The 25,508-nt window shown below is 67.6% G+C and carries 21 protein-coding genes; 13 read left to right on the top strand and 8 right to left on the bottom strand.

Annotated features, from left to right (window positions below; all coding sequences use genetic code 11):
- The first annotated feature begins 3 nt into the window (after positions 1 to 3).
- From QPK29_RS29095 to QPK29_RS29075, 5 genes are all read left to right on the top strand, one after another.
- The gene (locus QPK29_RS29095; protein WP_371771931.1) at positions 4 to 423 is read left to right on the top strand and encodes a DUF4399 domain-containing protein; all 420 of its coding nucleotides are present in this window, start codon (positions 4 to 6) and stop codon (positions 421 to 423) included.
- Positions 424 to 488: 65 nt separating this feature from the next.
- Entirely contained in the window at positions 489 to 2,438 is a 1,950-nt protein-coding gene (locus QPK29_RS29090; protein ID WP_371771932.1) for an HD domain-containing phosphohydrolase, read from the top strand.
- Positions 2,435 to 3,832, top strand: coding sequence for an efflux transporter outer membrane subunit (locus QPK29_RS29085; protein ID WP_371771933.1), 1,398 nt, complete (start codon positions 2,435 to 2,437; stop codon positions 3,830 to 3,832). Before QPK29_RS29090 ends, QPK29_RS29085 begins: the two co-directional genes overlap by 4 nt.
- An 11-nt stretch (positions 3,833 to 3,843) precedes the next feature.
- Positions 3,844 to 5,415 (top strand): FHA domain-containing protein, encoded by a 1,572-nt coding sequence (locus QPK29_RS29080; protein WP_371771934.1) that lies wholly within the window; start codon positions 3,844 to 3,846, stop codon positions 5,413 to 5,415.
- Positions 5,402 to 6,778 (top strand): HlyD family efflux transporter periplasmic adaptor subunit, encoded by a 1,377-nt coding sequence (locus QPK29_RS29075; protein ID WP_371771935.1) that lies wholly within the window; start codon positions 5,402 to 5,404, stop codon positions 6,776 to 6,778. Before QPK29_RS29080 ends, QPK29_RS29075 begins: the two co-directional genes overlap by 14 nt.
- A gap of 3 nt (positions 6,779 to 6,781) precedes the next feature.
- On the opposite strand, the gene QPK29_RS29070 is transcribed toward QPK29_RS29075, so the two are convergent.
- Both QPK29_RS29070 and QPK29_RS29065 read right to left on the bottom strand, forming a co-directional pair.
- Positions 6,782 to 7,402 (bottom strand): hypothetical protein, encoded by a 621-nt coding sequence (locus QPK29_RS29070; protein WP_371771936.1) that lies wholly within the window; start codon positions 7,400 to 7,402, stop codon positions 6,782 to 6,784.
- Position 7,403: 1 nt separating this feature from the next.
- A complete protein-coding gene (locus tag QPK29_RS29065; RefSeq protein WP_371771937.1) occupies positions 7,404 to 7,991 on the bottom strand; it encodes a papain-like cysteine protease family protein in 588 nt (195 codons plus the stop codon).
- A gap of 173 nt (positions 7,992 to 8,164) precedes the next feature.
- Between QPK29_RS29065 and QPK29_RS29060 the strand changes: the two genes are divergently transcribed.
- From QPK29_RS29060 to QPK29_RS29040, 5 genes are all read left to right on the top strand, one after another.
- Complete coding sequence (locus QPK29_RS29060; RefSeq protein WP_371771938.1) at positions 8,165 to 8,509, top strand: hypothetical protein; 345 nt, start codon at positions 8,165 to 8,167, stop codon at positions 8,507 to 8,509.
- 203 nt (positions 8,510 to 8,712) lie between these two features.
- The gene (locus tag QPK29_RS29055) at positions 8,713 to 9,945 is read left to right on the top strand and encodes a TolC family protein (protein WP_371771939.1); all 1,233 of its coding nucleotides are present in this window, start codon (positions 8,713 to 8,715) and stop codon (positions 9,943 to 9,945) included.
- A 10-nt stretch (positions 9,946 to 9,955) separates the two neighbouring features.
- Positions 9,956 to 11,143: an efflux RND transporter periplasmic adaptor subunit gene (locus QPK29_RS29050; RefSeq protein ID WP_371771940.1), complete on the top strand. Its 1,188-nt coding sequence runs from the start codon at positions 9,956 to 9,958 to the stop codon at positions 11,141 to 11,143.
- 10 nt (positions 11,144 to 11,153) lie between these two features.
- Positions 11,154 to 14,288: an efflux RND transporter permease subunit gene (locus QPK29_RS29045; RefSeq protein ID WP_371771941.1), complete on the top strand. Its 3,135-nt coding sequence runs from the start codon at positions 11,154 to 11,156 to the stop codon at positions 14,286 to 14,288.
- A 92-nt stretch (positions 14,289 to 14,380) separates the two neighbouring features.
- The gene (locus tag QPK29_RS29040; protein ID WP_082577638.1) at positions 14,381 to 15,088 is read left to right on the top strand and encodes an MOSC domain-containing protein; all 708 of its coding nucleotides are present in this window, start codon (positions 14,381 to 14,383) and stop codon (positions 15,086 to 15,088) included.
- A 9-nt stretch (positions 15,089 to 15,097) separates the two neighbouring features.
- Here the strand turns inward: QPK29_RS29040 and tssG are convergent, their stop codons facing one another.
- From tssG to tssE, 3 genes are read right to left on the bottom strand one after another with little or no spacing between them, the layout of a single operon-like run.
- On the bottom strand, positions 15,098 to 16,192 hold the full coding sequence (gene tssG, locus QPK29_RS29035) for a type VI secretion system baseplate subunit TssG (protein ID WP_371771942.1): 1,095 nt from the start codon (positions 16,190 to 16,192) through the stop codon (positions 15,098 to 15,100).
- The gene (gene tssF, locus QPK29_RS29030) at positions 16,156 to 18,012 is read right to left on the bottom strand and encodes a type VI secretion system baseplate subunit TssF (protein WP_371771943.1); all 1,857 of its coding nucleotides are present in this window, start codon (positions 18,010 to 18,012) and stop codon (positions 16,156 to 16,158) included. Before tssF ends, tssG begins: the two co-directional genes overlap by 37 nt.
- Positions 18,013 to 18,014: 2 nt before the next feature.
- A complete protein-coding gene (tssE, locus tag QPK29_RS29025) occupies positions 18,015 to 18,518 on the bottom strand; it encodes a type VI secretion system baseplate subunit TssE (RefSeq protein WP_371763087.1) in 504 nt (167 codons plus the stop codon).
- Between the two features lie 210 nt (positions 18,519 to 18,728).
- Here tssE and tssK point away from each other — a divergent pair, with 210 nt between their 5' ends.
- Both tssK and QPK29_RS29015 read left to right on the top strand, forming a co-directional pair.
- Positions 18,729 to 20,069, top strand: coding sequence for a type VI secretion system baseplate subunit TssK (tssK, locus tag QPK29_RS29020; RefSeq protein ID WP_371771965.1), 1,341 nt, complete (start codon positions 18,729 to 18,731; stop codon positions 20,067 to 20,069).
- Positions 20,070 to 20,146: 77 nt separating this feature from the next.
- The gene (locus tag QPK29_RS29015) at positions 20,147 to 21,535 is read left to right on the top strand and encodes a hypothetical protein (RefSeq protein WP_371771944.1); all 1,389 of its coding nucleotides are present in this window, start codon (positions 20,147 to 20,149) and stop codon (positions 21,533 to 21,535) included.
- Positions 21,536 to 21,539: 4 nt separating this feature from the next.
- Here QPK29_RS29015 and QPK29_RS29010 read toward each other — a convergent pair whose 3' ends face one another.
- The gene (locus QPK29_RS29010) at positions 21,540 to 21,908 is read right to left on the bottom strand and encodes a hypothetical protein (RefSeq protein WP_371771945.1); all 369 of its coding nucleotides are present in this window, start codon (positions 21,906 to 21,908) and stop codon (positions 21,540 to 21,542) included.
- Positions 21,909 to 22,062: 154 nt separating this feature from the next.
- Between QPK29_RS29010 and QPK29_RS29005 the strand changes: the two genes are divergently transcribed.
- Positions 22,063 to 22,410, top strand: a complete 348-nt coding sequence (locus QPK29_RS29005) for a GFA family protein (RefSeq protein ID WP_371771946.1) — start codon at positions 22,063 to 22,065, stop codon at positions 22,408 to 22,410.
- A gap of 3 nt (positions 22,411 to 22,413) precedes the next feature.
- Here the strand turns inward: QPK29_RS29005 and QPK29_RS29000 are convergent, their stop codons facing one another.
- Positions 22,414 to 24,258, bottom strand: a complete 1,845-nt coding sequence (locus tag QPK29_RS29000; protein ID WP_371771947.1) for a patatin-like phospholipase domain-containing protein — start codon at positions 24,256 to 24,258, stop codon at positions 22,414 to 22,416.
- A 95-nt stretch (positions 24,259 to 24,353) separates the two neighbouring features.
- Positions 24,354 to 25,457 (bottom strand): TIGR03118 family protein, encoded by a 1,104-nt coding sequence (locus QPK29_RS28995; protein ID WP_371771948.1) that lies wholly within the window; start codon positions 25,455 to 25,457, stop codon positions 24,354 to 24,356.
- Positions 25,458 to 25,508 lie beyond the last annotated feature (51 nt).

The following is a 25,508-nucleotide window of genomic DNA, read 5'->3' as shown; positions in this document are numbered from 1 at the left end:
CCCATGCGCATACGACTGGCAGCCGCCCTTCTCGCCGCCGCCGTTTCACTTCCTGCCGCCGAGCCGACGCCGGCGCCGCCCAACGCCTACCTGTACATCGGCTGGCCCAACGACGGCCAGGTGGTCGCATCCGGCAAGCCGATCCGCGTCTGGTTCGGCCTGCGCAACATGGGCGTGGCGCCGAAAGGCGTGAAATTTCCGAATACGGGCCACCACCACCTGCTGGTCGACACGGACGCGCCCGGACCCGGCGTGGAGATCCCGAACGACCGCAACCACCTGCACTTCGGCGCCGGAGAAACGGAGACAACGATCGAGCTGCCGCCCGGCAGGCATACGCTGCAGCTCGTCATGGGCGACGACCAGCACGTCACGTTCGACCCTTCGGTCCAGTCCAAAAAAATCACAATTACAGTCAAATGAGCGGTGAAATAATCGCGAACTGTAGCGCGGCGTCACTGTCTTACAGGTCTCAAGGCGAGGACGACATGGCGATCGAACCGGCACAGGAACCCTATGCAGCACCGCCCGTGGAAGGCGGCGTCAGCGCGTATCTCGAGCTGCTGGGCGGGCGCGACGTCCGGCCGCGCCTGTTTCCGCTGCACGACGAGGTCGTGATCGGCCGCGATCGCCAGGATGCGCTCGCATCCGACCAGTTCATCTGCATCCCGCTGCACACGATCAGCCGCCGCCACGCGCGCGTGCGGCGCCGCGGGGACGCCTGGTCGGTCGAGGACCTGCACTCGTCGAACGGGACGTTCGTCAACGGCGCGCGGCTGCAGCCCGGGTCGTGGCACGTGCTGGGCGACGGCGACGAACTGGCGCTCGCCTCCGCCCAGCTCGTGTTCCGCTCGCTGGTCGCACCCGGCGCGGCCAGCATGCCGACGGTGATCAGGAAGTCGGTCGACGTCACCCAGTACGTGCCGGCGGCCGGCCCGCGCGATGCGCCCCGCGGCGAGCTCGAGAAATCGGTGCTGAAACTGCATGCGATGGCCCAGGTCAGCATTGCGCTCGGCGCCGTCACCGACCGCGCGACGCTGACGGAAAAGATCATGAATTTCATCTTCGACCTGTTCCCGCTGGCCGAGCGCGCGTTCATCCTGCTGCGCCAGAACGAACGCGACCCGCCCGTACCGGTGGCGGCGCGGCGGCGCAACGGCATGGTCGAGGATCCGAGGCAGGCGCGCCTGTCGCACACGATCGTCGGCGAAGTGCTCGGCAGGAAGCGCGCGATCCTGTCCGTCGATACCTTGGCCGACCGCCACTTCGCCGCGCAGGATTCGATCGTCGCCCAGGCGATCCGCAGCGTCATGTGCGCGCCGCTGATCGTGGGCGAGGAAGTGCTGGGGCTGATCCAGGTCGACAGCTCGTCCGACCCGCGCGCGTTCCAGGAGGCCGATCTCGAACTGCTGACGGGCGTGTGCGCGGAAACGGCCGTCGCGCTCAAGAATTTCCAGCTGTATTCCGACATCGAACGCCTGCTCGACGGCTTCGTGCGCGCGTCCGTGCAGGCGATCGAGGAGCGCGATCCCGTCACGGCCGGCCACTCGTTCCGCGTGGCGGGCTATGCCGAGCGCCTCGCCATGGCGCTCGACCGCGCGCAGGATCCGGACGTGCGCCGTATTGCCTTTACGCGCGAACAGTTGCGCGAGATCCGCTATGCCGCGCTGTTGCACGACTTCGGCAAGGTCGGTGTGCGCGAGCACGTGCTGCGCAAGGAGAAAAAGCTGCACCATGCCGACATGCGCCTGCTGGAGCAGCGCTTCCTGTACGCACGCGCCTGCCTGGAGCGCCAGGCCTATCACACGCTCGCGCAGCGCCACATCGACGAGGGCTGGAGCGCGGCGACGTTCCGGGTCGAAAAGGAGTCCGCCGATGCGCGCCTGGCCGAGGAAGCGGCGCGGCTCGACGGCTTCCTGGCCACGATCCGCAGCGCCAACGAGCCCGCCATCTCGCGCAGCAGCACCCTGCCCGATTTGCGCGACATCGTCCACTACGGCTGCCACGACCCGGACGGCCATCCGCTCGCGCTGCTGGAAGACCACGAGGTGGCGGCGCTGAGCCTGGCGAAAGGCTGCCTGACGACGGACGAGCGGCGCCAGATCGAGGAACACGTGGTGGATTCGTATTCGTTCCTCGTCCTGATCCCGTGGACGAGAGACCTGGCCGGCGTGCCCGCGATCGCGCACGGCCACCACGAGAAGCTGGACGGGTCCGGCTATCCGTCGGGCCTGCGCGGGCCGCAGATCAGCATCCAGACGCGCATCCTGACGATCTGCGACATCTACGATGCGCTCACGGCCGGTGACCGGCCGTACAAGAAGGCGGTGCCCGTGGAACAGGCGCTGGACCTGATGCACGAGGAATGCGACGCGGGGCATATCGATGCGCGCCTGTTCCAGGTGTTCGTCGACGCCCGAGCATGGATGGCGCCATGACCGGCCGTCTCCTTTGCCTGGTTGCCGCCCTGCTGCTCGCCGCCTGCGCCGACGTCGGCATGCGCCCGTACGCGCGGCCGTCCGTGCCGGCCAAGGCGGCGTGGGCGAACTCGGCCAGCTTGCCGCTGTCCAAGACGGAGCTGATCGTGCCGGACTGGTGGCACGAATTCCGCGATCCCTACCTCGACCAGCTCGTCAGCCGCGCGCTCGCTGGCAATTTCGACCTGGCGGTGCTCGCCGCGCGCATCGGCGTGGCCAACGCGCAGATCGGAGAGGCGCGGGCCGGCGCGCTGCCCACGCTCGACGCGGGTGCGGGCGCGAGCTTCCAGAAGGTCACGGGTCAACCGTTCACGAAGCAGTTCAACCTGGCCACGCAGACCAACTGGGACATCGACATCTGGGGCAAGGTCGAGAAGGGGGTGCAGGCGCAGAAGGCCGAGTTTTCCGCCACCGAGGCCGAGTGGCGCGCGGGTTATCTGAAACTCGTGTCGGACGTGTCGACGACGTATTTCCAGATCCTGCAATTCGACGAACAGATCGACCAGCAGCGCCAGACGCTGGCCCGCAACCGCGACATTCTCACCACGTACCAGGCGATGGAGCAGAACGGCCTCATCCCGCACACGCGTGTGCTGCAGCAATCGGCCGAGGTCAACCGCCTGAGTACGGAGCTGATCGAATTACAGCGCCTGCGCGCACTGGCCGGCAATGCGCTGGCGACCTTGATCGGCGTACCAGCCGGCGACTTCCAGATGCCTGCCGGCCGCCTGCAGGAGCGGGTACGCGTGCCCGAGGTGCCGGGCGGCCTGCCGTCGCAATTATTGAAACGCCGGCCCGACGTCGTCGCGGCCGAATACCGCGTGCTGGAAGCGTACGACCTGACGGGGCAGGCCAAGCTGGCGCAACTGCCGTCGATCAGTCTGACGGGGCGCGGCGGCACGTCCAGCTTCGCGCTGTCGACCTTGCTGAAATCGTTCACGTTCGGGCTGCTGCCCAGCATTAATTTCCCGATTCTCGACCCGGGCGTGAAGGCGCGCGTGCGCACGAGCGAGGCGCAGACGAAGGTGGCGGAGCAGGCGTATCGCCAGACCGTCATGGCCGCGTTCGAAGACGTGGAAAACGCGCTCGTCAACCTGGAGGCGCACAAGAAGCAGCGGGGAGAATTGCAGCAGCAGGTCGACCAGTTGCGGCTCGTGGCCAGCACGACGGATGCGCAGCGCAAGGAGGGCGTGGCGTCGCAGCTGGAAGTGTTCGAGACCGAGCGCACCCTGCTCGGGGCCCAGCTGGCGCTGCTCGCCAACCAGCAGCAGGTCCTGTCCGATACGGTGACGCTGTACAAGGCGCTGGGCGGCGGCTGGCCGCCGGTGGAGGTGGCCGATGCGGCGCAGCATTGAAAGACGCTCCGATGGCGCCTGACGAAGTCCTGGTCGGCAAGATGCAGGCACCGCCTCTTCAACGCGTCGGCATCGTGCTCGAACCGCTGAACCATCCCGAGCTCGGTCCGCTCGCCATCGACGACGGCCTGTTCGCCATCGGCCGCACCGAGCCGCCGTTCGCCGCGTATCCGCCCGAGATCGTGGCCGATTTGTCGCGCCGCCATGCGCGCGTCTTCGTCGAGGGTGGCGACGCGTATATCGCCGACCTGGGCAGCAAGAACGGCACCACCATCAACGGTGTCGCCGTGCGACACGGCATCGTGCGGCTGCACGACGGCGACGAGGTCGGCCTGGCGCGCGTGCTCGCGTACCGGGTGCGGCTGCAGGCGTCTACGCCGGCAGCGGCGCCGGCCGCCCGGCTCGCGAGCCTTACGCTGGAACCGGAGCGTGCCGACCTCGGACTGGAAGCCATCGTCATCACCAGCTTTCCCTTCCTGATCAGCAAGGTGGACGACACGTTCGCGCGCTACAAGGAGAAGGAACCGCACCAGGTCGGCTATCTGTCGCGCCGCCACGCGCACATCTTCCTCAAGGCGGGCGTGCCGTACGTGGAAGACCTGGGCAGCACGAACGGCACGTTCATCGGCGCAGTGCGGCTCGACGAGCACGCCCATGCGCTGGAGGACGGCGACGTGCTCGCGTTCGGCGGACATCACTTCGTCTACCGCGTGCGCCTGCAATGGGAACAGGCCGGGCCCGAGCCGACCGTCACGCGGGTGTCGTTGCCGCCGGCGGCCTGCCCCGCGGCGATGGATGCGGACCACACGACGTTCGTCGCGTCGGCCGGCTCCTTCCTCGACATCTTTTGCGCCGACGAGCAGCCCGGCGCGCAGGAAGACGAGGTGAACCCCGCCGCCGCGGAACCGGCGCACAGCAAGAGCGACATGCGGCGCGGCAAGGCCGCCCTGATGACGGCCGCCCTGCTGGACGCAATGGGCGCCGCCGGCGACACCGACCCCGCGCGCCTGCGCCGCTGGCTGGCCATGGCGGGAGCGCTGGTGGTGGCGCTCATCCTGCTGTTCCAGCTGGCCGGCGCGCCGGAGCGCGCGTTGCAGGGCCTCGTCGACAGCGGCGATTTTGCGACCGCGGCCCGCCTCGCCGACGACCGTCTCGCGCGCGACCCGGACAATGCGGACATGAAGGCGCTGGGCACGGAAGCCCTGCTGAAAGCGGAACTGCCGCAGTGGATGGCGGACCTGAAGGCGCGCCGCTTCGATCGCACCGTGCAGGCCGAGGCGCGCATGCGGCGCCTGGGCACCCACAATGCGGATGCCAGGGTGCTCGTGGCGGAAATCGCCTGGGTCGGCGACGTGGAACGGTTCGTCCATGCGCGCGGCGGCGCGGCGGCCCCCGTGCGTGACGCGGCCGACGGCGCGCGCCTGAGCCGGATGGTGCGCCAGTGGCAGGACGAGCAGCCGGCGCACCAGCGCGCGTTCGCGACGATCTCGGCGTACGTCCCGGCATTCCGCGACACGTATGCGCAGGCGGCGAGCGACCTGCGCAAGCTGGCCCTGACAGGAGGCGGCGATGGCAACGAGTGACAAACCCCTGCGCCCGCTGATCGGCGCGCTGGAAGACCACAGCGACGAGGGCATCGGCATCCTGACGGCCACGCCGGCGCGCTTCACGCACCTGGCCATCTACGTGATGGTGGCGCTGGTGCTGGCCGGCCTGGCGTGGTCGTTCTTCGGCCGCGCGGACGTGCTCGTGATGGCGCCGGGCACGCTGGTGCCGGCGTCCGAGGTGCGCCGGCTGTATGCGCCCATCGACGGCGAACTGGCCAACATCTATATCGCCGAGGGGCAGCCCGTGCTCAAGGGCGACGTGGTGGCGCGGCTGTACGCGCGGGGCGCCATCGAGGCGGCGCGCAATGCGCTGGAGGCGCGCCTGAAACTGGAAGACGCGGAGCGCGAATGGAAGGAATTCCCGCAAAAGAAAGCCTTGTTGGACGAGCGGGTGGCCGCGCTCAAGGAAGCGATGGACACGGAGGAACGCCAGCACGAGCGCCGCCAGGCCGAGGGCACGAGCCGCCTCGCCGCCGGCCAGCGCGCGCAGGCGCAGGAAGCGCGCACGAACCTCGACGACGCGCGCCGGGCACGGGATGCGGCGCGCGATGAGGCGGCCAAGTACGAGCGCCTGTTCGCGCTGCCGGGCGGCGGCGGGGTCTCGCAACTGCAGGTGGAGGGCAAGAAGAATGCGCTGCAGGCAGCCGAGAACGCGGTGCGCGTGGCGGAATCGCGCGCGAGCGAGCTCTCCGCGCGCCAGAGCCTGGAGACGACCGAGGCCCGCTCGCAACTGGAGACGAGCGGCCAGCAGCTCGCGAGCCTGCGCCTGCAGTACGAAGCGGCGACGCGCGAAGCGACCAACGTCGAGGAAAAGCTGCGGCTGCAGGTGCAGACGGCGCGGCTGGTGGCGGATGCGGCAGCGCGCATCCAGTTCGAGAACATCGACAAAGACAATTTCCTGCGCATCCTTGCGCCCGTGGACGGCGTGATCACGGAGGTGACGTCCACGCAGCCCGGCGACAAGATTCAGGCGAACACCCCGCTGGGCGGCATCGTGCCGAAGAACACGCGGCCCCTGCTGAAGATCGAGATCCCCGAACAGGACCGCGCCTTCCTTCGCGAAGGCTTGCCGGTGCAGGTGAAATTCAACGCCTTTCCCTACCAGCGCTACGGCATCATCGACGGCACCTTGCAGACCATCGCGCCCGCGACCCGGGCCTCGCCGCAGACGCGGCTGCCCGTGTACGAAGGCCGCGTCGCCCTCGAGCGCGATCACTACACCGTGGGCGACACGTCGTACCCGCTGCGCTACGGCATGACGGCGAGCGCGGAAATCGTCGTGCGCAAGCGCCGTCTCATCGACCTGGCCTTCGACCCGTTCCGCCAGCTCGGCGGGTGATGCCTATTGCGGCAAGCCGTTGTAGCCTTCGGACGCCGCCTTGAGCTGCAGGAAGACGACGTCCGCCGGCACGGTTTCTCCCGCCCGGAGCTTGGTGCGCGGGTCGTCCATGACGGGTGTCAGCATGAGCTTGCCTTCGACCCGGTCGGCGACGAACCAGGATTTCATCGCCGCCACGTGCACGACGAAATCGCCGGCGCCGTGACGATAGCGGTTGACGAGCCGTGCCACGGCCGCGTTGCCCAGTTCGGACGCCCGCCAGCCTTCGCGCGATCCGGTGACGAAGATCGATGTCGCCACGCGGTCGCCGACCTTGACGGGGTACAGGCTGCGGCGGACGTCGACGAGCAGCGTTTCCGGATCGGTGTTCCCGGTAAAGGCACGCAGGGCGTCGAGCTGGACCCGGTAGACCTGCAGCGGATCGCCGAGCGTGGCCTGGCGTACCTCGGCCTCCGACTCGAAACCGAGCGACGCATAGTTGCCGGCATTGACGACCTGCCGGAGCGTGGCCAGGCCATGCTGCGCTGCGGTGTCCTGGCTGTGGTTGGGGCGGGGTTGGCTCGTCTGGCAGCCGGCGAGGAAGAGGACGACCGCAACGACCAACGCGAAAGGAAGTTTGCGCATGTCAGTCACCTTTGTACGTGATGTTGTAATAGTCGTTCCAGTGGGTGTGGTCACCCGCGCGGCTGACGTAATCGGCATACGTCATGATGGTTTCCGTGCCGCCGACGAGCGTGCTCAGATCCGTATAAGGCTCGGGATCGTTGACGTCCACGTATTGCACGCCATTCACTGTGAAATAGCCTTTTACGACCATCATGTGGCCACCGCCGCCGAGCCAGTGCCAGCTGAATGCGACGGGTTTCTTTTTGCAGTAAATCTGCGATTTGATCTGGCTGAACGTGAGTGCCGTATCGGAGGTCTGGTCGGCCGTAAAACCGTATTTCTCGTATTCCGGCCACCCGCCGTTATTGCAGCTTCCGGAATTATTTTCGCAGCACGTCGCGAGGCCGAAACGGTTATTCGCTTCCACGCATTGGGCGACGTCATGGCCCAGGAAACGCATGGTCATCTGGCCGCTCGCCGCCCAGCACCAGTTCGACGCCTGCTGCGGTAATTTCGGGACGTCGATTGTGGATACCAACGGTGGATTACAACAGGCGGATAAAGTTCCCAATAAAAAAATTCCGCCAAGTATATTTGCGCTTTTCATTACGGCGACCCTCCAGCGAGTTCAATCGTTTATTTCCGGAATCATCCACGTATGGATAAACCCTCCCGATAAAGGTATATGCAGATCGGTTGCGAACCCAACCTGATTCCCGTGATTGGTTGAGGCCGCTCATTGATGAATAACGCCATCTTTTAATGCGGTATCATTGCGCCATGCGCCGCCTGATCCTCATCCTGCTGCTGGTCGTCTATCCATTCCAGGTCGCCCTGGCCGTGGCGGACAAGTGCTGCGCGATGACGCCGGCCGGCGTGAGCCACCACAGCGTCGTCGCGCCGGGCGTGGACGGACCCGTGTTCGTGGCCGAAGACGACGGCGCGTCCCTGGTCGACCCGCACTGCGCGGCCTGCACGTTCGGACATACGGCGTGCCTGCCCGCGGCGTTCGTCGTGATACCGGCCGAGCGCCGGCACGCTTCAAGCATCGCCTTCTTCCCGCCCTACCTCAAAGCGCCGCCCGCGAGCCGTCCCGAACGGCCGCGATGGCCTGCCGCCGCCTGACCCGCGCGCGGCGTTGATCCCTCACAAATCCCCGCGCGCCTGAATCGACCATCGGGAGCCTCGAAAAACCGTCGCGAGCGGCAGCAATGTCGTTCGAGAAGCACAGCTGTACGCTAGTACAGCGAGCATCGCAGGACTCGCCGTCCGCGACGATAGGGCAACGCGCAGCACGTTTTTCGACGCTCCCATTTTCAGGAGCACGCATGAACACATTCAGACAAAGACTGGCGGTGCTCGTCCTCGCATCCGCATTGGCATGGCGCTGCGGCGCCGAGCCCCTGCGCGTCGCGGCGGATACCGCCCCCATCGACTTATCCACAGCGATCCGGCTCGCCCTCGACCAGCCCGCCGCGCGCGCGGCCGCGCATGAGGTGGCGGCGAGCGAAGCGCTGGTCGGCCAGGCCGGCCGCCTGCCGAATCCCGAGCTGTCCTGGCTGCGCGAAGGCCAGCAGGCGGGCACGCGCACGACCACCGTGCAGATCAACCAGCCGATCGAGCTCGGCGGCAAACGCCGGGCCCGCGTCGCCCTCGCCCAGGGCGCGGCCGACGTGGCGCGCGGCGACCGGCTGGCGCAGCGGCTGGCCATCCGGGCCGACGTCATCGCCGCCTATCACGACGTCCTGATCGCCGGACACCGGCTCGCGCTTGCCCAGGCCTTGACCGACCTCGCGCGCCGGACCGTCGACGTGGCCGGCAAGCGCGTGGCGGCCGGAAAAATCTCGCCGATCGACGAGACGCGGGCCCGCCTCGCCGCGGTCGACGCATCGACCGCGTTGACCCAGGCGGCGGCCGCGCTGGCCATCGCCCGCACAAGGCTGGCCGCGCTGGTCGGCCGTCCTGCGGACACCCTCGCGCTGGAAGACGACAGCGACCGGCTGCCGGACGCCGCCCCCATCGCGACCTTGCTGGCCCGCGAATCCACCGCCGTCCGCCGCGCCCGCGGCCACCTCGCGGCGCGGCAAGCGCAGGCGGACGTCGAACGGGCGGCGCGCGTGCCGGACGTCACCCTGTCCGTGGGCACGCAAAAGGATGACCAGGCGGGCCGGCGCCAGGCCGTCGTCGGCCTGTCCGTGCCGCTGCCCCTGTTCAACCGCAACGAGGACGCCCTGCGTGCGGCCTTGCGCCGTACCGATGCAGCGAACGACGACCTGGCTGCAGCCCGGGTCGAGACGGCGGCCGCGCTGACGGCCGCCCACACGCGCTACGCAACGGCGAAACAGGAAGCCCGGCTGCTGCGCGACGACGTCGTGCCCGGCGCGAAGACCGCGTACGAGCAGACGCTGAAAGGATTCGAGTACGGGAAGTTTTCCTTCCTGGACGTGCTCGACGCGCAGCGCACATGGTTCCAGGTGCAGACGCGCCAGTGGGACAGCCTGGAAACCGCCTGGCGCGCCTGGGCCGACATCGAACGCCTCGCCGGCACCGATCAAGATTGAAGAGAACACCATGACGAAGAAACAGACCCTGGCGATCGCGCTGATGTGCGCGTTCGCCCTCCTCCTTGCCGGCCTGATGTTCTTTACGCGCCAGGATGCGGTCCCTACCAAAGATGCGCACGGTCACGACGACCGCGGCGCGGAAACCGGCGCAGCGGAAGACGCGGGCGCACGCGGCATCGCGATGACGGAGGCGCAGATCAAGGCCAACGGCGTCGCCCTCGACACGGCCGCTCCGGCCACCTTGCGGCAACGGCTGCACCTGCCCGCGCAAGTCAAAACCGACGCGGAACGCACCGTCGCGCTGGCCGCGCCCGCGCCGGGCATCGTGCAGGCCGTGCTCGTGGCGCCGGGCGCCCTGGTACGCAAGGGCCAGGCGCTGGTGACGATCCAGAGCCCCGCCGTCGCGCAGTGGCGTGCCGAGGCCGCCAGCGCGCGCCAGCGCCTGCAGCTCGCCCGCACGACGTATCAGCGCGAAAAGACGCTGTGGGACGAGCGTATCTCGGCCCGCCAGGATCTGGAAGCCGCGGCGACGGCGATGCAGGAAGCGGAGATCGCCGCGCAGGCCGCCACGCAGCGCCTGGCCGCCCTCGGCATCGAGGCGGGCGGCGGCGTGTCCAGCAGCGTGACGATGCGCGCACCGCTGAACGGCGTCGTCGTCGACAGGCCCGCCGTCGTGGGCCAGGCGGTCGCCGAGACGAAGCCGTTGCTGACCATCGCCGACCTGTCGCACGTGTGGATCGAAGCGGCCGTGCCGGCCGACAGCCTGGGCCAGGTCGGCGCGGGCATGGCGGCCAAGATCAGCGTGGGCACGCAGCCGGGCGAGATCGACGGCACCGTCGCCTTCGTCGGCCCTGTCCTCGGTGATACGACGCGCATGGCGACGGCACGCATCGTCCTGCCGAACCGCGACGCGCGCCTGCGGCCGGGCATGCTGGCCAGCGTCGACCTGATGGGGCCGCAGGCGCAGGTGCCGGTCACGGTCTCCGGCGATGCCATCCAGACAATCCACGAGCACAGCGTCGTGTTCGTCCGCACGAAGGCCGGATTCGCGCCGCGCGACGTCGTGCCCGGGCGCTCGGACGGCAAGCGGATCGAGATCGTGCGCGGGCTGGCGGCGGGAGACGTCGTCGCGGCCGGCGGCAGCTTCCTGCTGAAGGCGGACCTCGGCAAGAGCGACGCCGAGCACGACGACTGACGAGGCGATCATGTTCCAACAACTTATCGCATTCGCCATCGCGCGCCGCTGGCTGGTCGTGCTCGCCGTCCTCGCCCTCGCCGGGCTGGGCGTGGTTAACTACCAGCGCCTGCCGATCGACGCCGTGCCCGACATCACCAACGTGCAGGTGCAAATCAACACCGCGGCGCAGGGATACTCTCCGCTGGAAGTCGAGCAGCGCATCACCTTCCCCATCGAGTCGGCGATGAGCGGCCTGCCCAGGCTCGAGCAGACGCGGTCGCTGTCGCGCTACGGCCTGTCGCAGGTCACCGTCGTCTTCAAGGAAGGCACCGACATCTATTTCGCCCGCCAGCTCGTGAGCGAGCGGCTGCAACAGGCGAAAAGCCGGTTGCCGGACCAGGCCGATCCCGCGCTGGGTCCGATCGCGACGGGCCTGGGCGAGATCTTTTACTGGACGGTCGAAGCGCGCCCGGACGCGTTGAAGCCGGACGGCACGCCCTACTCGCCGGCCGACCTGCGCGAGATCCAGGACTGGATCGTGGCGCCGCAGCTGCGCGGCGTCGCGGGCGTGACGGAAGTGAACACGATCGGCGGCTATTTGAAGGAATACCAGGTCGCGCCGGACATGGCGAAGCTGACCGGGCACGGGCTGTCGCTGGCGACATTGGTAAATGCCATCGACCGCAACAACGTCAACGCGGGCGCCGGCTACATCGAGCGCGGTGGCGAACAATTCGTCGTGCGCACGCCGGGACAAGTGAAAACGCTGGAGGAGATTCGCAACATCGTGCTGGACGTCGTCGACGGCGCACCCGTGCGCGTGCGCGACGTCGCCGACGTGGAACCGGGCCGCGAACTGCGCACCGGCGCCGCCACGGAGAACGGTCGCGAGGTGGTGCTGGGCGCCGTCTTCATGCTGGTCGGCCAGAACAGCCGCGCCGTCGCGGACAGCGCGCGCCGCAAGCTGGACGAGGTCAACCGCTCGCTGCCGCCGGGCGTACAGGCCTTGCCCGTGTATGACCGCTCCGTGCTGGTGAACAAGGCGATCGGCACGGTCCGCAACAACCTCGTCGAAGGGGCGCTGCTCGTCATCGCGATCCTGTTCGCTTTTCTCGGCAATCTGCGCGCGGCGCTCGTCACGGCGCTCGTCATCCCGCTCACGATGCTGCTCGTGTTCACGGGCATGGTGCAGGCGGGCGTCAGCGCCAACCTGATGAGCCTCGGCGCGCTCGACTTCGGCATCATCATCGACGGCGCCGTCGTCATCGTCGAGAACTGCATCCGCCGGCTCGGGATCGCCCAGGCCGAGGTCGGGCGGCCATTGACGGGCGCGGAACGCCGCACGGAGGTGGCGCTTGCCGCGGCGGAAGCGAGGCGGCCGCTGCTGTTCGGCCAGGTGATCATCATGACGGTCTACCTGCCCCTGCTCGCACTGTCCGGCATCGAAGGCAAGATGTTTCATCCGATGGCGCTCACGGTCGTGATGGCGCTCGTCGGCGCGATGATCCTGTCGGTGACGTTCGTGCCGGCTGCCGTCGCACTGTTCGTCAGCAGCAACGTGGCCGAACACGACAACAGCCTGATGCACAAGGCGCGCGAATGGTACCGGCCGCTGCTGGACTGGACCCTGCGCAACCGCCCGGTCGCCCTGACCTTCGCCATGCTCTTCGTGCTGTTGACAGGCTTGCTGGCGACCCGCCTCGGCACCGAATTCGCGCCGAACCTGAACGAGGGCGACCTGGCCGTGATGACCTTGCGGATTCCCGGCACGAGCCTGCAGCAATCGGTGGCGATGCAGCAGCAGTTGGAGACCGCCCTGCTGCGCGAATTTCCCGAGATCGAACGCGTGTTCGCGCGCATCGGCACGGCCGAGGTGGCGACGGACCCCATGCCGCCGAATGCGGCCGACAGCTATTTGATCCTGCGTCCGGAAAACCAGTGGCCGAAGCCGAGACGGACGCATGCCGGGCTCGTGGCCGCGATCGCGGAGGCGGCCAACCGCATCCCCGGCAACAACTACGAGTTCTCGCAACCGATCCAGTTGCGCTTCAACGAGCTGATCTCGGGCGTGCGCAGCGACGTGGCCGTGAAAGTCTTCGGCGACGACACGGCGACCATGCTCGCGACGGCCCAGCGCATCGCGCAGGTGCTCGATCGGCTGCCGGGCGCCGTCGAAGTCAAGATCGAGCAGACGGAAGGTTTACCGGCGCTGACCCTGGCCGTCGACCGCATCAAGGCCGCGCGCTACGGCCTGAACGTGGCGGACGTGCAGGAAGCATTCGGCACGCTGGTCGGCGGCCGCGACGTGGGCACCGTGTTCGAAGGCGACCGCCGCTTCGCGATCACGGTGCGCCTGCCGGAAGGGGCGCGCAACGATGTCGACACGCTGCGGCGCCTGCCGATCTCGCTGCCTGCACGCGATGGGCGGGCCGCCAGCATTCCGCTGTCCGAGATCGCCACCTTGGACTTCGTGCCGGAAGCGAACCAGATCAGCCGCGAGAACGGCAAGCGCCGCATCGTCGTCACGGCCAACGTGCGCGGGCGCGATCTCGGGTCGTTCGTCGCCGCGCTGCAAGCCGATTTGAACAAGTTGAACGTGCCGGCGGGCGTGTGGCTGAGTCTCGGCGGGCAATTCGAGAACCTGCAGGCCGCGGGCCAGCGCCTGGCGCTCGTCGTGCCGGCCGCGCTGGCGCTCGTGTTCGCGCTGCTGTACCTGATGTTCGGCAGCGTCAAGGATGGCCTGCTCGTGTTCAGCGGCATCCCGTTCGCCATGACCGGCGGCGTGCTGGCGCTGTGGCTGCGCGGATTGCCGTTGTCGATTTCGGCGGCGGTCGGCTTCATCGCGCTGTCCGGCGTGGCCGTGCTGAACGGGCTCGTGATGCTGACGTTCGTGCGTTCGCTGCGCGATCAGGGACACACGGCGTCGGAGGCCATGCGCGAAGGCGCGCAGGTACGTTTGCGCGCCGTGCTGATGACGGCGCTCGTCGCCTCGCTGGGCTTTTTGCCGATGGCGCTGGCGACGAGCACGGGCGCGGAGGTGCAGCGGCCGCTGGCGACGGTCGTCATCGGCGGCATCCTGTCGTCGACGGCGCTGACCCTGTTGATCCTGCCCGCCTTGTACACGTGGGCGCACGGAAGTTCACGCGATCCGGCGAATCGTTGAGCGTCACGATGCGGCCGTCCGGTACGCCATCCGGACCGGCCGCACCTGTGGCAGACTTTGTCATCGCTGACCGACACAGAATGGACACGCACATGGACATCGGACGGATCGAAGCCCTGGCCCTGCGCCCCAGCCTGGCCGCGCCACCCGTGCGCGTGGATGGCGTGAGGGCCATCGCATTCCAGGGACTGGACGGCGACGTGCACGCCGACCCGCTGTCGCCGCGCCAGCTGCTGCTGGCCGGCACGGACGCGTACGACGCGTTCGCGCTGCCGCCGCACACGCTGCGCGAGAACCTGCTCGTGGACGTCGACACGTCGCGGCTCGTCTCCGGCACCGTGCTGCAGGTCGGCGACAGCGCCCTGCTGCGGCTGATGTTCCAGTGCGAAGCGTGTGGGCACCTGGATGCGCACCACCTGGGCCTGTCGACGCGCATCGGCACACGGCGCGGCATGCTGGCACGCGTGCTGCGCGGCGGCGAGATCCGGCCGGGCGACCGGATCCGCGTGGCGGGCGCGCCGCTTCCGGCCTGGTCGGACGACTGGCGCGAGCGCATCGTCCACGTGCTCGATACACTGCCGCCCGCCAGCGTGATCACGTATAAGCGGCTGGCCCAGCTGGCCGGCATCGCGTCGAGTTATTGCCGCGCCTTCCCGGGCATGATCGCCCGGCTGGGGCCGCGCTACGCGGGCAAGGCGGTGCCCTCGCAATCGGATATCGACCTGCCGCGCTGGGATGGACGCGGGCTGTTCGATCCTGCGCCGGTGGAACGGTTGTTTTCCGCCGAGGTCGTGCCTTAGGCTTGCCCGTCAGGCCAGCTGTTCGATCGGCTGCAGGGCGTAGCGGACGTCGTCGCGATCATCCGCCTGTGGTCCGGTGACGAGATAGGCATCCCAACCCAGTCTCCCGCTCGGCGCGGGGCCGAGGACGGTGCTGCGGACCTCTTCTCCGCGCAGGATCAGTTCGACCTCGTATTCGAGCGTGACGCCGGCCAGCAGGCCCAGCAGGCTTTTGAGGGCGCGCGCCGCGAGGCCACCCGGCAGGAACGACGAGAAACCCGCGTGGTCCAGCGGACCCACCACGACGCGCAGGCGCAGGTCGCGCTGCCATACGCGGTCGCCGGCCATCGCGCTCGTCCCCAGCACGGCGGTGGAGTGGCCGAGGACGGTCTGCTGGGCGGACGGCACGTCGTACCAGGCCCCGACGAATTGCTCGATGCGCACCGGGTGGTCGAAATACTCGGACAGCACGCGCCCCATCTGCACGGCCGAGGGCGGGCGCTGGCGGATCGACGCGGCGAAATAGCCGATCGATTCGTCCAGCAGCGCGCCGTCCCTGTGGTGCGTCAGGCGCCGGCGCAGCGCATCGTGGCCGAGCCCTGCCAGTGCCAGCAGCAGCGGCAGGAAGGTGTCCTGGCCGTCGAGCTGATATTTGAAGTGCAGACGGTATTTGCGCCAGGCTGCGTAGAACAGGGCCAGCGAGCGGTTCGAGAACGTGTCCAGCAGGGCGCGTGGACCTTCGTCGGACTGGCGCTGCTGGTGGTCGGCGATGCGCTCCGTGTAATGGGCCGGCAGCACGCCGGTGGCGCTCAACAGGCCCATGAAGGAGGGGGTGACGCGGATGTAGCTGAGTCTTGCTTCCTGCAATGCCTTGCCGAGCGCGTGCGCACCGCGGTCGAGGTCGCGCGGCTCGGGCTGGATGGCTTCCAGCTGGCTGGCCGGAAATCCCAGCGACGTCGAGTTCTGGAAGCGCACGTAATGCGCGATGGCGTCGTGCTGGGGGCTGCCGTGCCGCTTGAGCCAGAGCTCGAGCATGCGCACGGCCTGGAAGTACTCGAAACGATAGGGTTCCCTGAACAGGCGCTCGATTACAGCAGGCTCAAATCGCCGCTTCTCGGTAGGCATTTCAATAATTCCTCTCCGGTTTTATTGGACACCACCACCAGTTGCGTGAAGCTGTTGGCGTGCACGTACAGGGCGAGAAACCGTTCGATGATGTGGGCGAATGCATAGATGCCGCTGCCAACGAAGGCTTCCTCGTCAATGAGGATGCGCACCTCCACGCCGCGCACGAGGCAGGTGAACGGATTGCCCGCCATCCAGGCGCTGGCGGTGCGTTGTTCGATGCCGGCAATGCCGCCGATCTGGCGCTGCGACGATGGCGAACGGGGCAGGTCGTACAGGGCGAGCATCTCGCGGAAGGCATCGACGCCGCCGTTTGCCAGTGACAAATGGTTCAGCGTCAGGTGCGAGATCAGGCGCCAATGGGCGCTGCGGGCGCTCTCGAAGCGGTAGGTGATGGTGGGCTTGCGCAGGAAGTTGATCGTCTTCATGCTCGAGCCGCCTTCGAGGAACAAATCGCCGCCGAGCTGGCAATAGGAGAGTGAGGCCGGCAGGTCGCGGTTGCTACAGATGAGTTGGATGTTCAGCGTTTGCGTCTCGACGGCGGCCGGATCGAAGTCGATGTCGACGATGGCGATCTGCGTCTCGTAGCCGGGGCTGCGCTCGGCCAGCGTCTCGTCGCGCCGCAGCACCCAGTAATGCCCGTTCTGCTCGGGCGTCTGGGCGTGCTTGAGCGAGTAAAACGGGTGGAATTCGACGACGGTTTCTCCCTGCGGCGTCTGGCGCACGAGGTTGACGGATTCGATGGATTGCACTTCGTAGGCGAAGGCGCGGCGCGCGTCGGCCAGCACGGGGTAGCTGGCGCTCGCGTGGGTCAGGCGGATCGGCTCGCCGCGCTGCGGGAACAGGTTGATGACGGGCGTGCAGCCGAGCAGCAGGTTATTGGTCGACAGCGTGCCGAGCATGCGCGCCGTGTTCGAATCCGCGCGCAGGCCCGCCAGCGCCAGGTGCAGCGTCACCGTCGTCGCGCCGGCTGCCAGCGCGGTCGGCAGCGCGGCCATGAGTGCGGCCAGGTCGATGTCGAAGAAGTTGAACTTGTCGGGGAAGCAGAAGTACTCCGTCAGCAGGCGGTAAGCGGTATGCGAACGCGCGGGAAAATCGATCAGGGCTTCGTCGTCGGCGAAGCCGGCGGGCTCGATCGGGATCGCGCCCAGGGGAAACCAGCGGCCATTGCGATCCGCCTCGACGTACGCGCCCACGGCCCGCATGAACAACGTGTCGCGCAACGCCGCGCAGAACGACGGTTCGCCATCGATGAACACGCGCAGGCGCGGCAGGGCCAGCCGGCCGAGGCGCAACTGGTCGGCCGTGGCGGTGAGCGTCAGGCTCAGGCCGGAGCCCGCGCCATCCGGCAGGCGCACGGCTTCCGGATGGTCGATGATGGCGGAGAACGCGGCCCTGGTGAGCGCAAGCGGCGCGACGGTGACGGGATAGACGGTGCGGAACGTACAGGCGGCGCCGCGCACGGGTCGCGTAGTCAGCGCGGTGCCGCGCGGGAGGACGCTGATGCCCGTCTGCTGGTTGGCGGTCCCCCCGAAATCCATGTGGGCGATCGAACAGGAGGGAAACGGGCGCAGGTAATGGGGGTACAGGACGTCGAACAGCGCTTCCGTGAATTCGGGATAGTCGTCGTCGAGCCGCTTCGCGATACGCGCGTTCAGCAGCGCGAACGATTCGATCATGCGTTCGGTGTGCGGGTCTTCGCACACTTCGCCGCTGATGAGCAGGCGGCCCGCGATCTTCGGATAGCGCTCGGCGAATTCGCGCAGGTGACGGCGCAAGTAGCCGAGCTCGCGCTCGTAATACGGTAGCAATTGTTCCAAGCTTAGCCTCGCGCGGACGCGGCCGGCGACGTCCTGCCCGCCTTGTTGATGCTGTACTGTAGGGTCGACGGCTGCAGCAGCGCGTCGAAATTGACCGGTTCTTCCGATGCGCTGGCGACGAGCACCGCCGTGATCGAAAACTTCAGGCGGTTCACCGCACTCTCGTCGCGCACTTCGAGTACCGCCTTCACGTTGCGCAGGCGCGGTTCATGGCGGGCGATGGTCTTTTCGAGGCAGTCGCAGATGTAAGCGCGGTCGCTCGGGCTCGACAGCGAGCGGTCGGCGAAATCCGTCAAGCCGTAGGTCACGAGCGACTCGCTGCACTCGGGGAAACCCTGCAGTGAATTTTCGGGAATGACGGAGCGCGTGTTCAATAACGCCTCGAGGTCGCGCGCGACGGCATCCTTGAAATCCTCGGCGGTGATGCGCGAGACGGTGGCGTTACCGGCGCCGCGCACCGATGTGCCCAGCAGACGATCGAAAAAACCAGGCGTGAATCCTTCCATCGAACCCCTCCATGCCGGCAGCGCAAGCCGGCATCTTCACACAGTCAGGCGCGAAAAAATAGTTCAGTTGGGAATGACCCACGGTTACTTTGAGCAGTAGCAAAACTGCAGGTCATAGCAGAAAAAAAACCGTCACGAAGGACTAAGGTGATCGACTTGGGACAAGTCAATGACTGGAGGACATGCATGACGAGCACGATGATCGGCAACATGGCCAGCAAGGTATTGTGGGGAGAGGGGCTGCTCCTGCGTCCGCAGCATTTCCAGCGCCAGGACCAGTACCATGAACACCGCCTGTACAAGAGCATCCGGGCGGTACACCCGTATGCCTGGGGCATCGAAACGCTGCAGATCGACCGCGAGGCACTGTCCGGCAACGTCTTGCGCATCCTCGAACTCGCGCTGCGCTTCCAGGACGGTGAACTGGTCGATGCGCCCGGTGCCGACGAATTGCCCGACACCGTCGACCTCAGCCAGTTGCCGCAATCCCAGCAAACCGTCACGTATTACGCCGCCCTGCCCGGCCTCAAACCCTTCAGCGGCAATTTCGCCCAGCCGGGGCAGCCGACCAAGACGGTCCGCTTCGTGCAAACCAATGAGGAAACGCCCGACCTCTACACGCAAGCGGCGCCGGCGTCCGTGTCCTACCTCAGGAAAACCGTGCGTCTCGTTCCGGAATTCGAGCCACGCGACGCCTACCTCAGCTTTCCGGTGCTGCGCCTGCGGCGCGCCCCGTCCGGCGGCTTCGAGCTGGACCCGTCCTTCCTGCCGCCCAGCCTGTCGGTGGGTGCCGCACCCGCCCTGTTCCAGCAAGTGCGCCGCCTGGTCGAGGCGCTGCAGGCCAAGGTGAGTTCGCTGTATGGCCACCACCGCGAGCCGAGCCGCAACGTGATCGAATTCCGTTCCGGCGACATGTCGTCGTTCTGGTTATTGCACACCGCCAGTTCCGCGTGCGCATCGGTGTCCCACTACCTGCACCATCCCGACCTGCACCCGGAACGCCTGCACGAACAATTGCTGGGCGTGGGCGGCGCGCTGATGACGTTTTCGAAAAGCTGGACGCTGACCGACCTGCCGGTGTACCAGCACGCCGATCCCGGCCCCGGCTTTGCCAAGCTGTTCCAGATCATCCGCGAATTGCTCGACACCGTGATCTCGTCGAAATACTTCGCCATCGTCCTGAACGAAGTGCGGCCGTCGTACCACCACGGCATGCTCGACTCCGGCAAGATCGACGACAAGACGACCTTCTACGTCGCCGTCTCGGCCGACATCCCGACCCTGGAACTCGTCGACACCGTGCCGCTGCGTTTCAAGGTCGGCGCGCCGGACGACGTCGAGAAATGCGTGCTGTCGGCCCTGCCCGGCGTGCGCCTGCAATACGCGCCACAACTGCCCGCCGCCGTGCCGGTGCGCCCCGACACGTGCTATTTCATCCTCGATGCCAAGGGACAAATGTACGAGCGCATGCTGCAGGCGCAATCGATGGCGATCTACGTGCCGTCGGGGATGAAGGGGCTGAAGCTGGAACTGCTGGCTGTCGCCGCTTGAGCCCGCGCTGCATATTCCTCATTGAACTCAGCGCAGGCCAGCAGGCCACCATCGACAACCTTTGACGCCACATCATCATGTCGACACCTCTCACCGCCGAACCGCTCCCCGCCTCGGATACAGCGCCCGTCTGGATCACGCCGGCCTTCGCCGCCGCCGTCTTCGTCGCCTCCTGGGGCGGCGCGATCGTCTGGTGGCGCGCGAGTGCGCGCGTACCCGCCACGTCGGAATGGATGCTGTTGCTGTTCGGCCTGCCCGTAGCCCTGCTGCTGGCGGGCTTCATCGGACACAAATGGATCGCGCAACGCAGCACCGCCGTCCAGGCCGACGCGCTGCCCGCCACACCCGCGCGCCCGGCCAGCGCCGCCACGCGCCCGGTGCAGGCGCAGCACCTGGCGATTCTCGCGACGGCACTGCGCGCCCCGCAGGGTGCATCGGCCGAACAACTGGCGGCAGCCATCGCGGACAACAAGGCACGCCCGGATCTGGACCGGGCCCTCGTCGACGACGACGGTTTCCCCGTGCTGTGCGCCCGCTGCGAGGACGCGTACGACGAGGCGCTGCGGGAAGACGTCACCGACTGGCTGGCGGCGCACGGAGGCAATGACGCAAACTTCAGCGACGAGCAGTGGCGTGCGTTGACGCTGGCCAGCAGCGTGGTTGCGGAACTCGCGGGACGGGCCGCGATCGAGTGGACCGTGCGCGACGATGCCATGCCCGGGCTCCAGGTGCTGCCGCTGCTGCCGGCGGATTGGTCCGAGCGGCAGCGCGATGCCGCTGCGGCGTGGCTGCGGCATGCGGCGGCGCAGGCCGGATGGCGTGGCCAGATCGGTGCTGCCATGTGCGGCACCGATCCTGTGACCGACATTACTGCGGCCGGCGCAGCGCCCGGTGTCACGCTCGTGGTGGCGGCAGCGTCGCATGTGAGTGAGGCAACGGTCGCGCGCTGGGCATCGGAACAGGTCTTGTTCACGTCCGCGCAGCCGCAGGGGATGATGCCGGGCGAGGGCGCCGCCGGCATGTTACTGGGCAGCGCGGTGCTGGCAGGAGCATCCGATGGCCAGGCGGTGGCGCTGCTCGCGCCGCTCGCGGAAGTGCAGGTCGCGGAGCCGGCCGACGGGCGCAGGCGCGACGCCGAGCGCGTGCTCGCGCGACTCGTCGAGCGCACGCTCGCCGATGCAGGTGCCGATGCGGATGGCGTGGCGATGATCGTCGCCGATACCGGTCACCGGTCGCGGCCTGTGTACGAGTTGATGGAATATGCGGCCACGACGATGCGGCAGCTCGACGGCAGCGAGGACATCGTACGTGTAGGGGCGTCGAGTGGCGCTTGCGGCGTCGTCCCGTTCGTGACGGCGCTCGCGCCGGGGGCGTACTACGCGGGTGTGCGCCGGGCGCCGGTGCTGTGCCTCGCCAACGAGATGCCGGGCCGCCGCATCGCCACGGTCGTGCACCCCGTGGATTGAACTCTCAGCGGGCCGGCGCGCGCCATGCCTGCGTGCGGCCCAGCACGTGGCTGTCGATGGATCCCTTCCTGGCCAGCTGGCCGCCGATGCCGAAGTTCAGCAGGCAGACATCCTCGTCTTCGTTTTCCCGTCCTTGAAAGCGGCGTGCCCACGGATCGCGCGTTGTGTCTTCCTGCGCGGGACGGCGTGCCACCGCAGCCGCCTGCGCGGGGCGGCGTGGTTGCGCCGGTTCGTCGAGCACGGCGGCATGCCGGCCGCTGGCGCTGCAGGAGACGAGTGAGCAGACGTTCACGCCTTGCGCAAATGCGGGTAGCGGCATGAGAAGCGCGGCGGCGGCCAGCGGGAGGAGCTTCCTGATCAAACCGGATGTCATGGTCTGCACCTTGTCGATGACGATGCGGCCACTCTAGCGGGTTGCGCGCGCCGGTCGATGTCCGATTGTGTCAGGTGCGCGTCCCGACACATGCGCTTGCAAAAATCCTGCGCTACCATGAGTCCCATATTTCAACGTATGAAGGGGACGACACATGATTTATCAAGGCAGCTGCCACTGCGGCCAGGTGGCGTATGAAGTGGAGGGCGAGATCCAGGGTGCCCTCGCCTGTAATTGTTCGATGTGCCAGCGCAAGGGATCGCTGCTCTGGTTCGTGCCTCGTGCGCAGTTCCGCCTGCACACGCCCGAGGACGCGGCCGCGACCTACACGTTCAACAAGCACGTCATCCAGCACCGCTTCTGTCCCACGTGCGGCATCCATCCGTATGCGGAAGGAGTCGATCCGAAGGGGAATCCGATGGCGGCCATCAACCTGCGCTGCATCGAGGGCATCGATCTCGACGCGATTCCCGTGCAGCACTTCGACGGCCGCGACGCCTGACCATCAGTTCAGGCGCGGCGCGATCACGAGTTCCGGCTGCGGCCGCGGCGCATGGGCGGACAGCTCCGCCGGCGCCACTTCCTGCGGCAGCGCGACGATGCGTTCCCACAGCGCGAAACCGGCCGTGCGGTTGGCCTTGCTGAGCTGGTAGGCGGGCAAGGCGTCCATGCCGTGGGCCATCCACAGCGCTTCGTACGAGGGTTTCAGGCGCGCGTCGTGCCAGGCTTCGGAGAGGGGCGCGAAGGTTTCCTGCAGGACGGCCGCCGTGCTGCGCATGCGCACCCAGCGGTGGTTCAGCCAGCCGTTTTCTTTTTCGACTGGGTTCAGGAAGCGCTCGATCACCTGGCGCGCCGCCTCTTCCCCGCTGCGGCTCATCACGTCGATGGCGGCGCGCGTCATGTTCAGGTTCAGCCCACCCTCTTTTTTCGTATGGCGGATCTGCACGACGCGGTCGCGGTAGCCCGGGGTGCGCTTCAGGGCTTCGTCGCGCCACGTGCGGATCGTGCGCAGGATGGCGCCCGCGAAGCGCGGCAGCGACGGGCGGCCGTCGGTGTCGTCGACCGGCATGTACGCGGCCGTCACGCCGGTGTTGTTGTTCGTCGGGAGAGACACGCGCGCGTCGAACGGATCGTCGTCGGCCAGGTCGTCCTGCAGGGTCACGCCGAAGGTCGGACGGGTCGGGAGGATGTTGTCGAAAAAATGGATCGGGAAGTTGCTGGTCAGGCCGCCGTCCGAGAACCAGACGCGCAGCAGGTCGACGCCGTCCCCATGCACCGGCAGCGCGCGCAGGCGGTACAGGGGCACGGCTTGCAGCAGCACGGGAAAACTGAGGCTCATGCGCGCGGCCACCACGAGCGGCAGGTCGTCCGGATCGGGCATGAAGTAGTAATCCTCGCCACCGGCGTTCATGCGTTCCAGTACGGTCACCGTGCGTGCGCCGTGGCGCGTATGGCGCGAGTGCGCTGTCATCCAGTCGACGATCGCGGGCGGGAACAGGGCGGCCATTTCCGAGGCGCGGAACACGAGGTCGGCGCTCGAATGCGGCAGGCGGTGTGCACGCAATTCGGAGAGGCCCGTCGTCATCAGGGCCAGTTCGATCGGGGGCTCGGACGTGCGCAGCAGGCCGAACGTCAGCGGCGTGTCGAGTGGAAGGCCGGCGATGTCCTGCACGAGGCCATGCAGCCATTCCGTCAGCGCGGGCGGATTGTCCGCGGACGTGCGCATGCCTGAGCAGATGCCGCAGCGGTTGGCGCGCAGCCCGCGCCACGCCGACCACGTGGCCTGCAGCAGCGCCCCGGCCAGCGCGCCCACGAACATGCACAAGCCGAACCACAGGACGCTGGCGAGGCCGACGAGGGGCACGCTTGGCCAGTGTCCGCCGAGCAGGCTGCTGCTGATCAAAAAGCCCAGCAGCCACATGCCCCCGCCCACCACGGCACCGAGCGGGAAATTCCACAGCATGGCGAAGGATAAATAGCCGCACGCCTTAGACTTGCTCGTTTCGTTGAGCGCCGCCGCGATCACGCGGAAGTGCGGACGCAGCGCGGCGCAGGGCTGGAACAGGGAGAACAGCCGGGTGTGCGCGCCGACGGCTTCCTGCAGGCTGCCGGGTAGCCGGGCCAGGAGATGAAAACCGTCGTCCTCGCCTTGCCCGTCCTTGCGCACGCGGTTGCGCTTGAACTGGGCCGCCGCCGCCGCGATGGCCGCCACGGCGCCGACGCTCGTCCCGCCGATCGAGCGCAAGGTGAACTTTTCGGCCAGCCGCGCCACGAACGCGGGGTAGACCACGCCGGAGGTCACCCCGCCTTCCATCACGATATCGCATTCCTTGGGCAAAAAATCGCTCATTGCCGTCCGCCAGTGGTTGCCACAGTCGGGATTATGCGGTCTTTTGTGGAATGCTCTCCATATATTCGGGATGACGCCGTGCCGCCATCGATCGTCTATTGCGTTTCCGGTGCATCGTCGTGCTCGTCGCCCGGCGCCATGTCGATTCGCCCGTACAGGCCGTGGTTTTCGTCGTCCGGGCCGGCGGCGAAGAACAGCGTGTCGATCGGTTGATCATTGAGACCGTTGCCGAACCCGATGCCCCACAGGCCGTCGATGTGGATTGCCTTGCCGTGCGGCTCCTTCAGGCGTCCCAGCCATTTACCGGTCGCGGGGTCGTAGGCATTGATCAGCCCATCGCCGAAGTTCCCGACCAGCAGGCGGTTGCTGAAGCGGCCGAAGCTGGCCGGCGCCAACGCAATGCCCCAGGGGGCGTTGAGCGCGCCGCCGGAAGCGAGGCGGCGCAGCAGGTGCCCGTCCGGATCGAACACGTCGACGAAGCCGAAGCCCGGGCCGGCCACGTCATCCTCGCGTTCCTCGTCCTGTTTCGCGTAGGTCACGTAGAGGTCGCCGTTGACGGCCTGGATGCCGAACGGCGCATAGCCCGCCGGCAGGCGTGGATCGCGGAACTTGCCGGGCAGGTAGACCGGCTTGAATGTGCTGTCGTAGACATCGACCTTGCCGTTGTGGAAGTCGGTGGCGTACAGCAGCGTGCCGCGGCCGTTGCCGCTGAGGGCGATGCCCTTGTAGATGGCATCGTGCGCGCTGTTGTCGATCACGCGGATGGCGTGCGTCGCGTCGACGTTGGGCGCCCACCCCGCGATGCCGCCATCCTCGCTTGCGAACAGGAAGCGGCTGGGACCGGATACGCCGCTCTTGGTCACGACGAAGCCCGGGCCGCCGTAGAACACGGTGCCCGTGGGGCTGCCAGTGGCGCCGCCCGGGCCGGGAATGGTGACCACGAGACTCTGCGGATTGCCATTGCCGTTGTAGAGGGTCGAGACGCCCGTGTGGTTATCGGCGACCCACGCCACGCCATACGGATTGAACGCCAGTCCCCAGGCGTTCACGAGATTGGGATCGCGCTGCTCCGCCGGTACGGCTGCGCTGTCCGATACCAGGTTGCGCTGACGGTAGAAGTCGCTCGCGGATGCCTGGGATACCGCCGTCAAGGTCAGGACACCCAGGACACAGGCCAGGAATTTATAGAACTTTTCCATTTTCCATTCTCCGGTAAACGTTCGAAGGAAGCGCGCGCCAATGCCGATCTT

Source organism: Massilia orientalis, assembly GCF_030411975.2.
GTDB lineage: Bacteria > Pseudomonadota > Gammaproteobacteria > Burkholderiales > Burkholderiaceae_D > Telluria > Telluria orientalis.
This window is presented reverse-complemented; position numbering and strand designations above follow the sequence as displayed.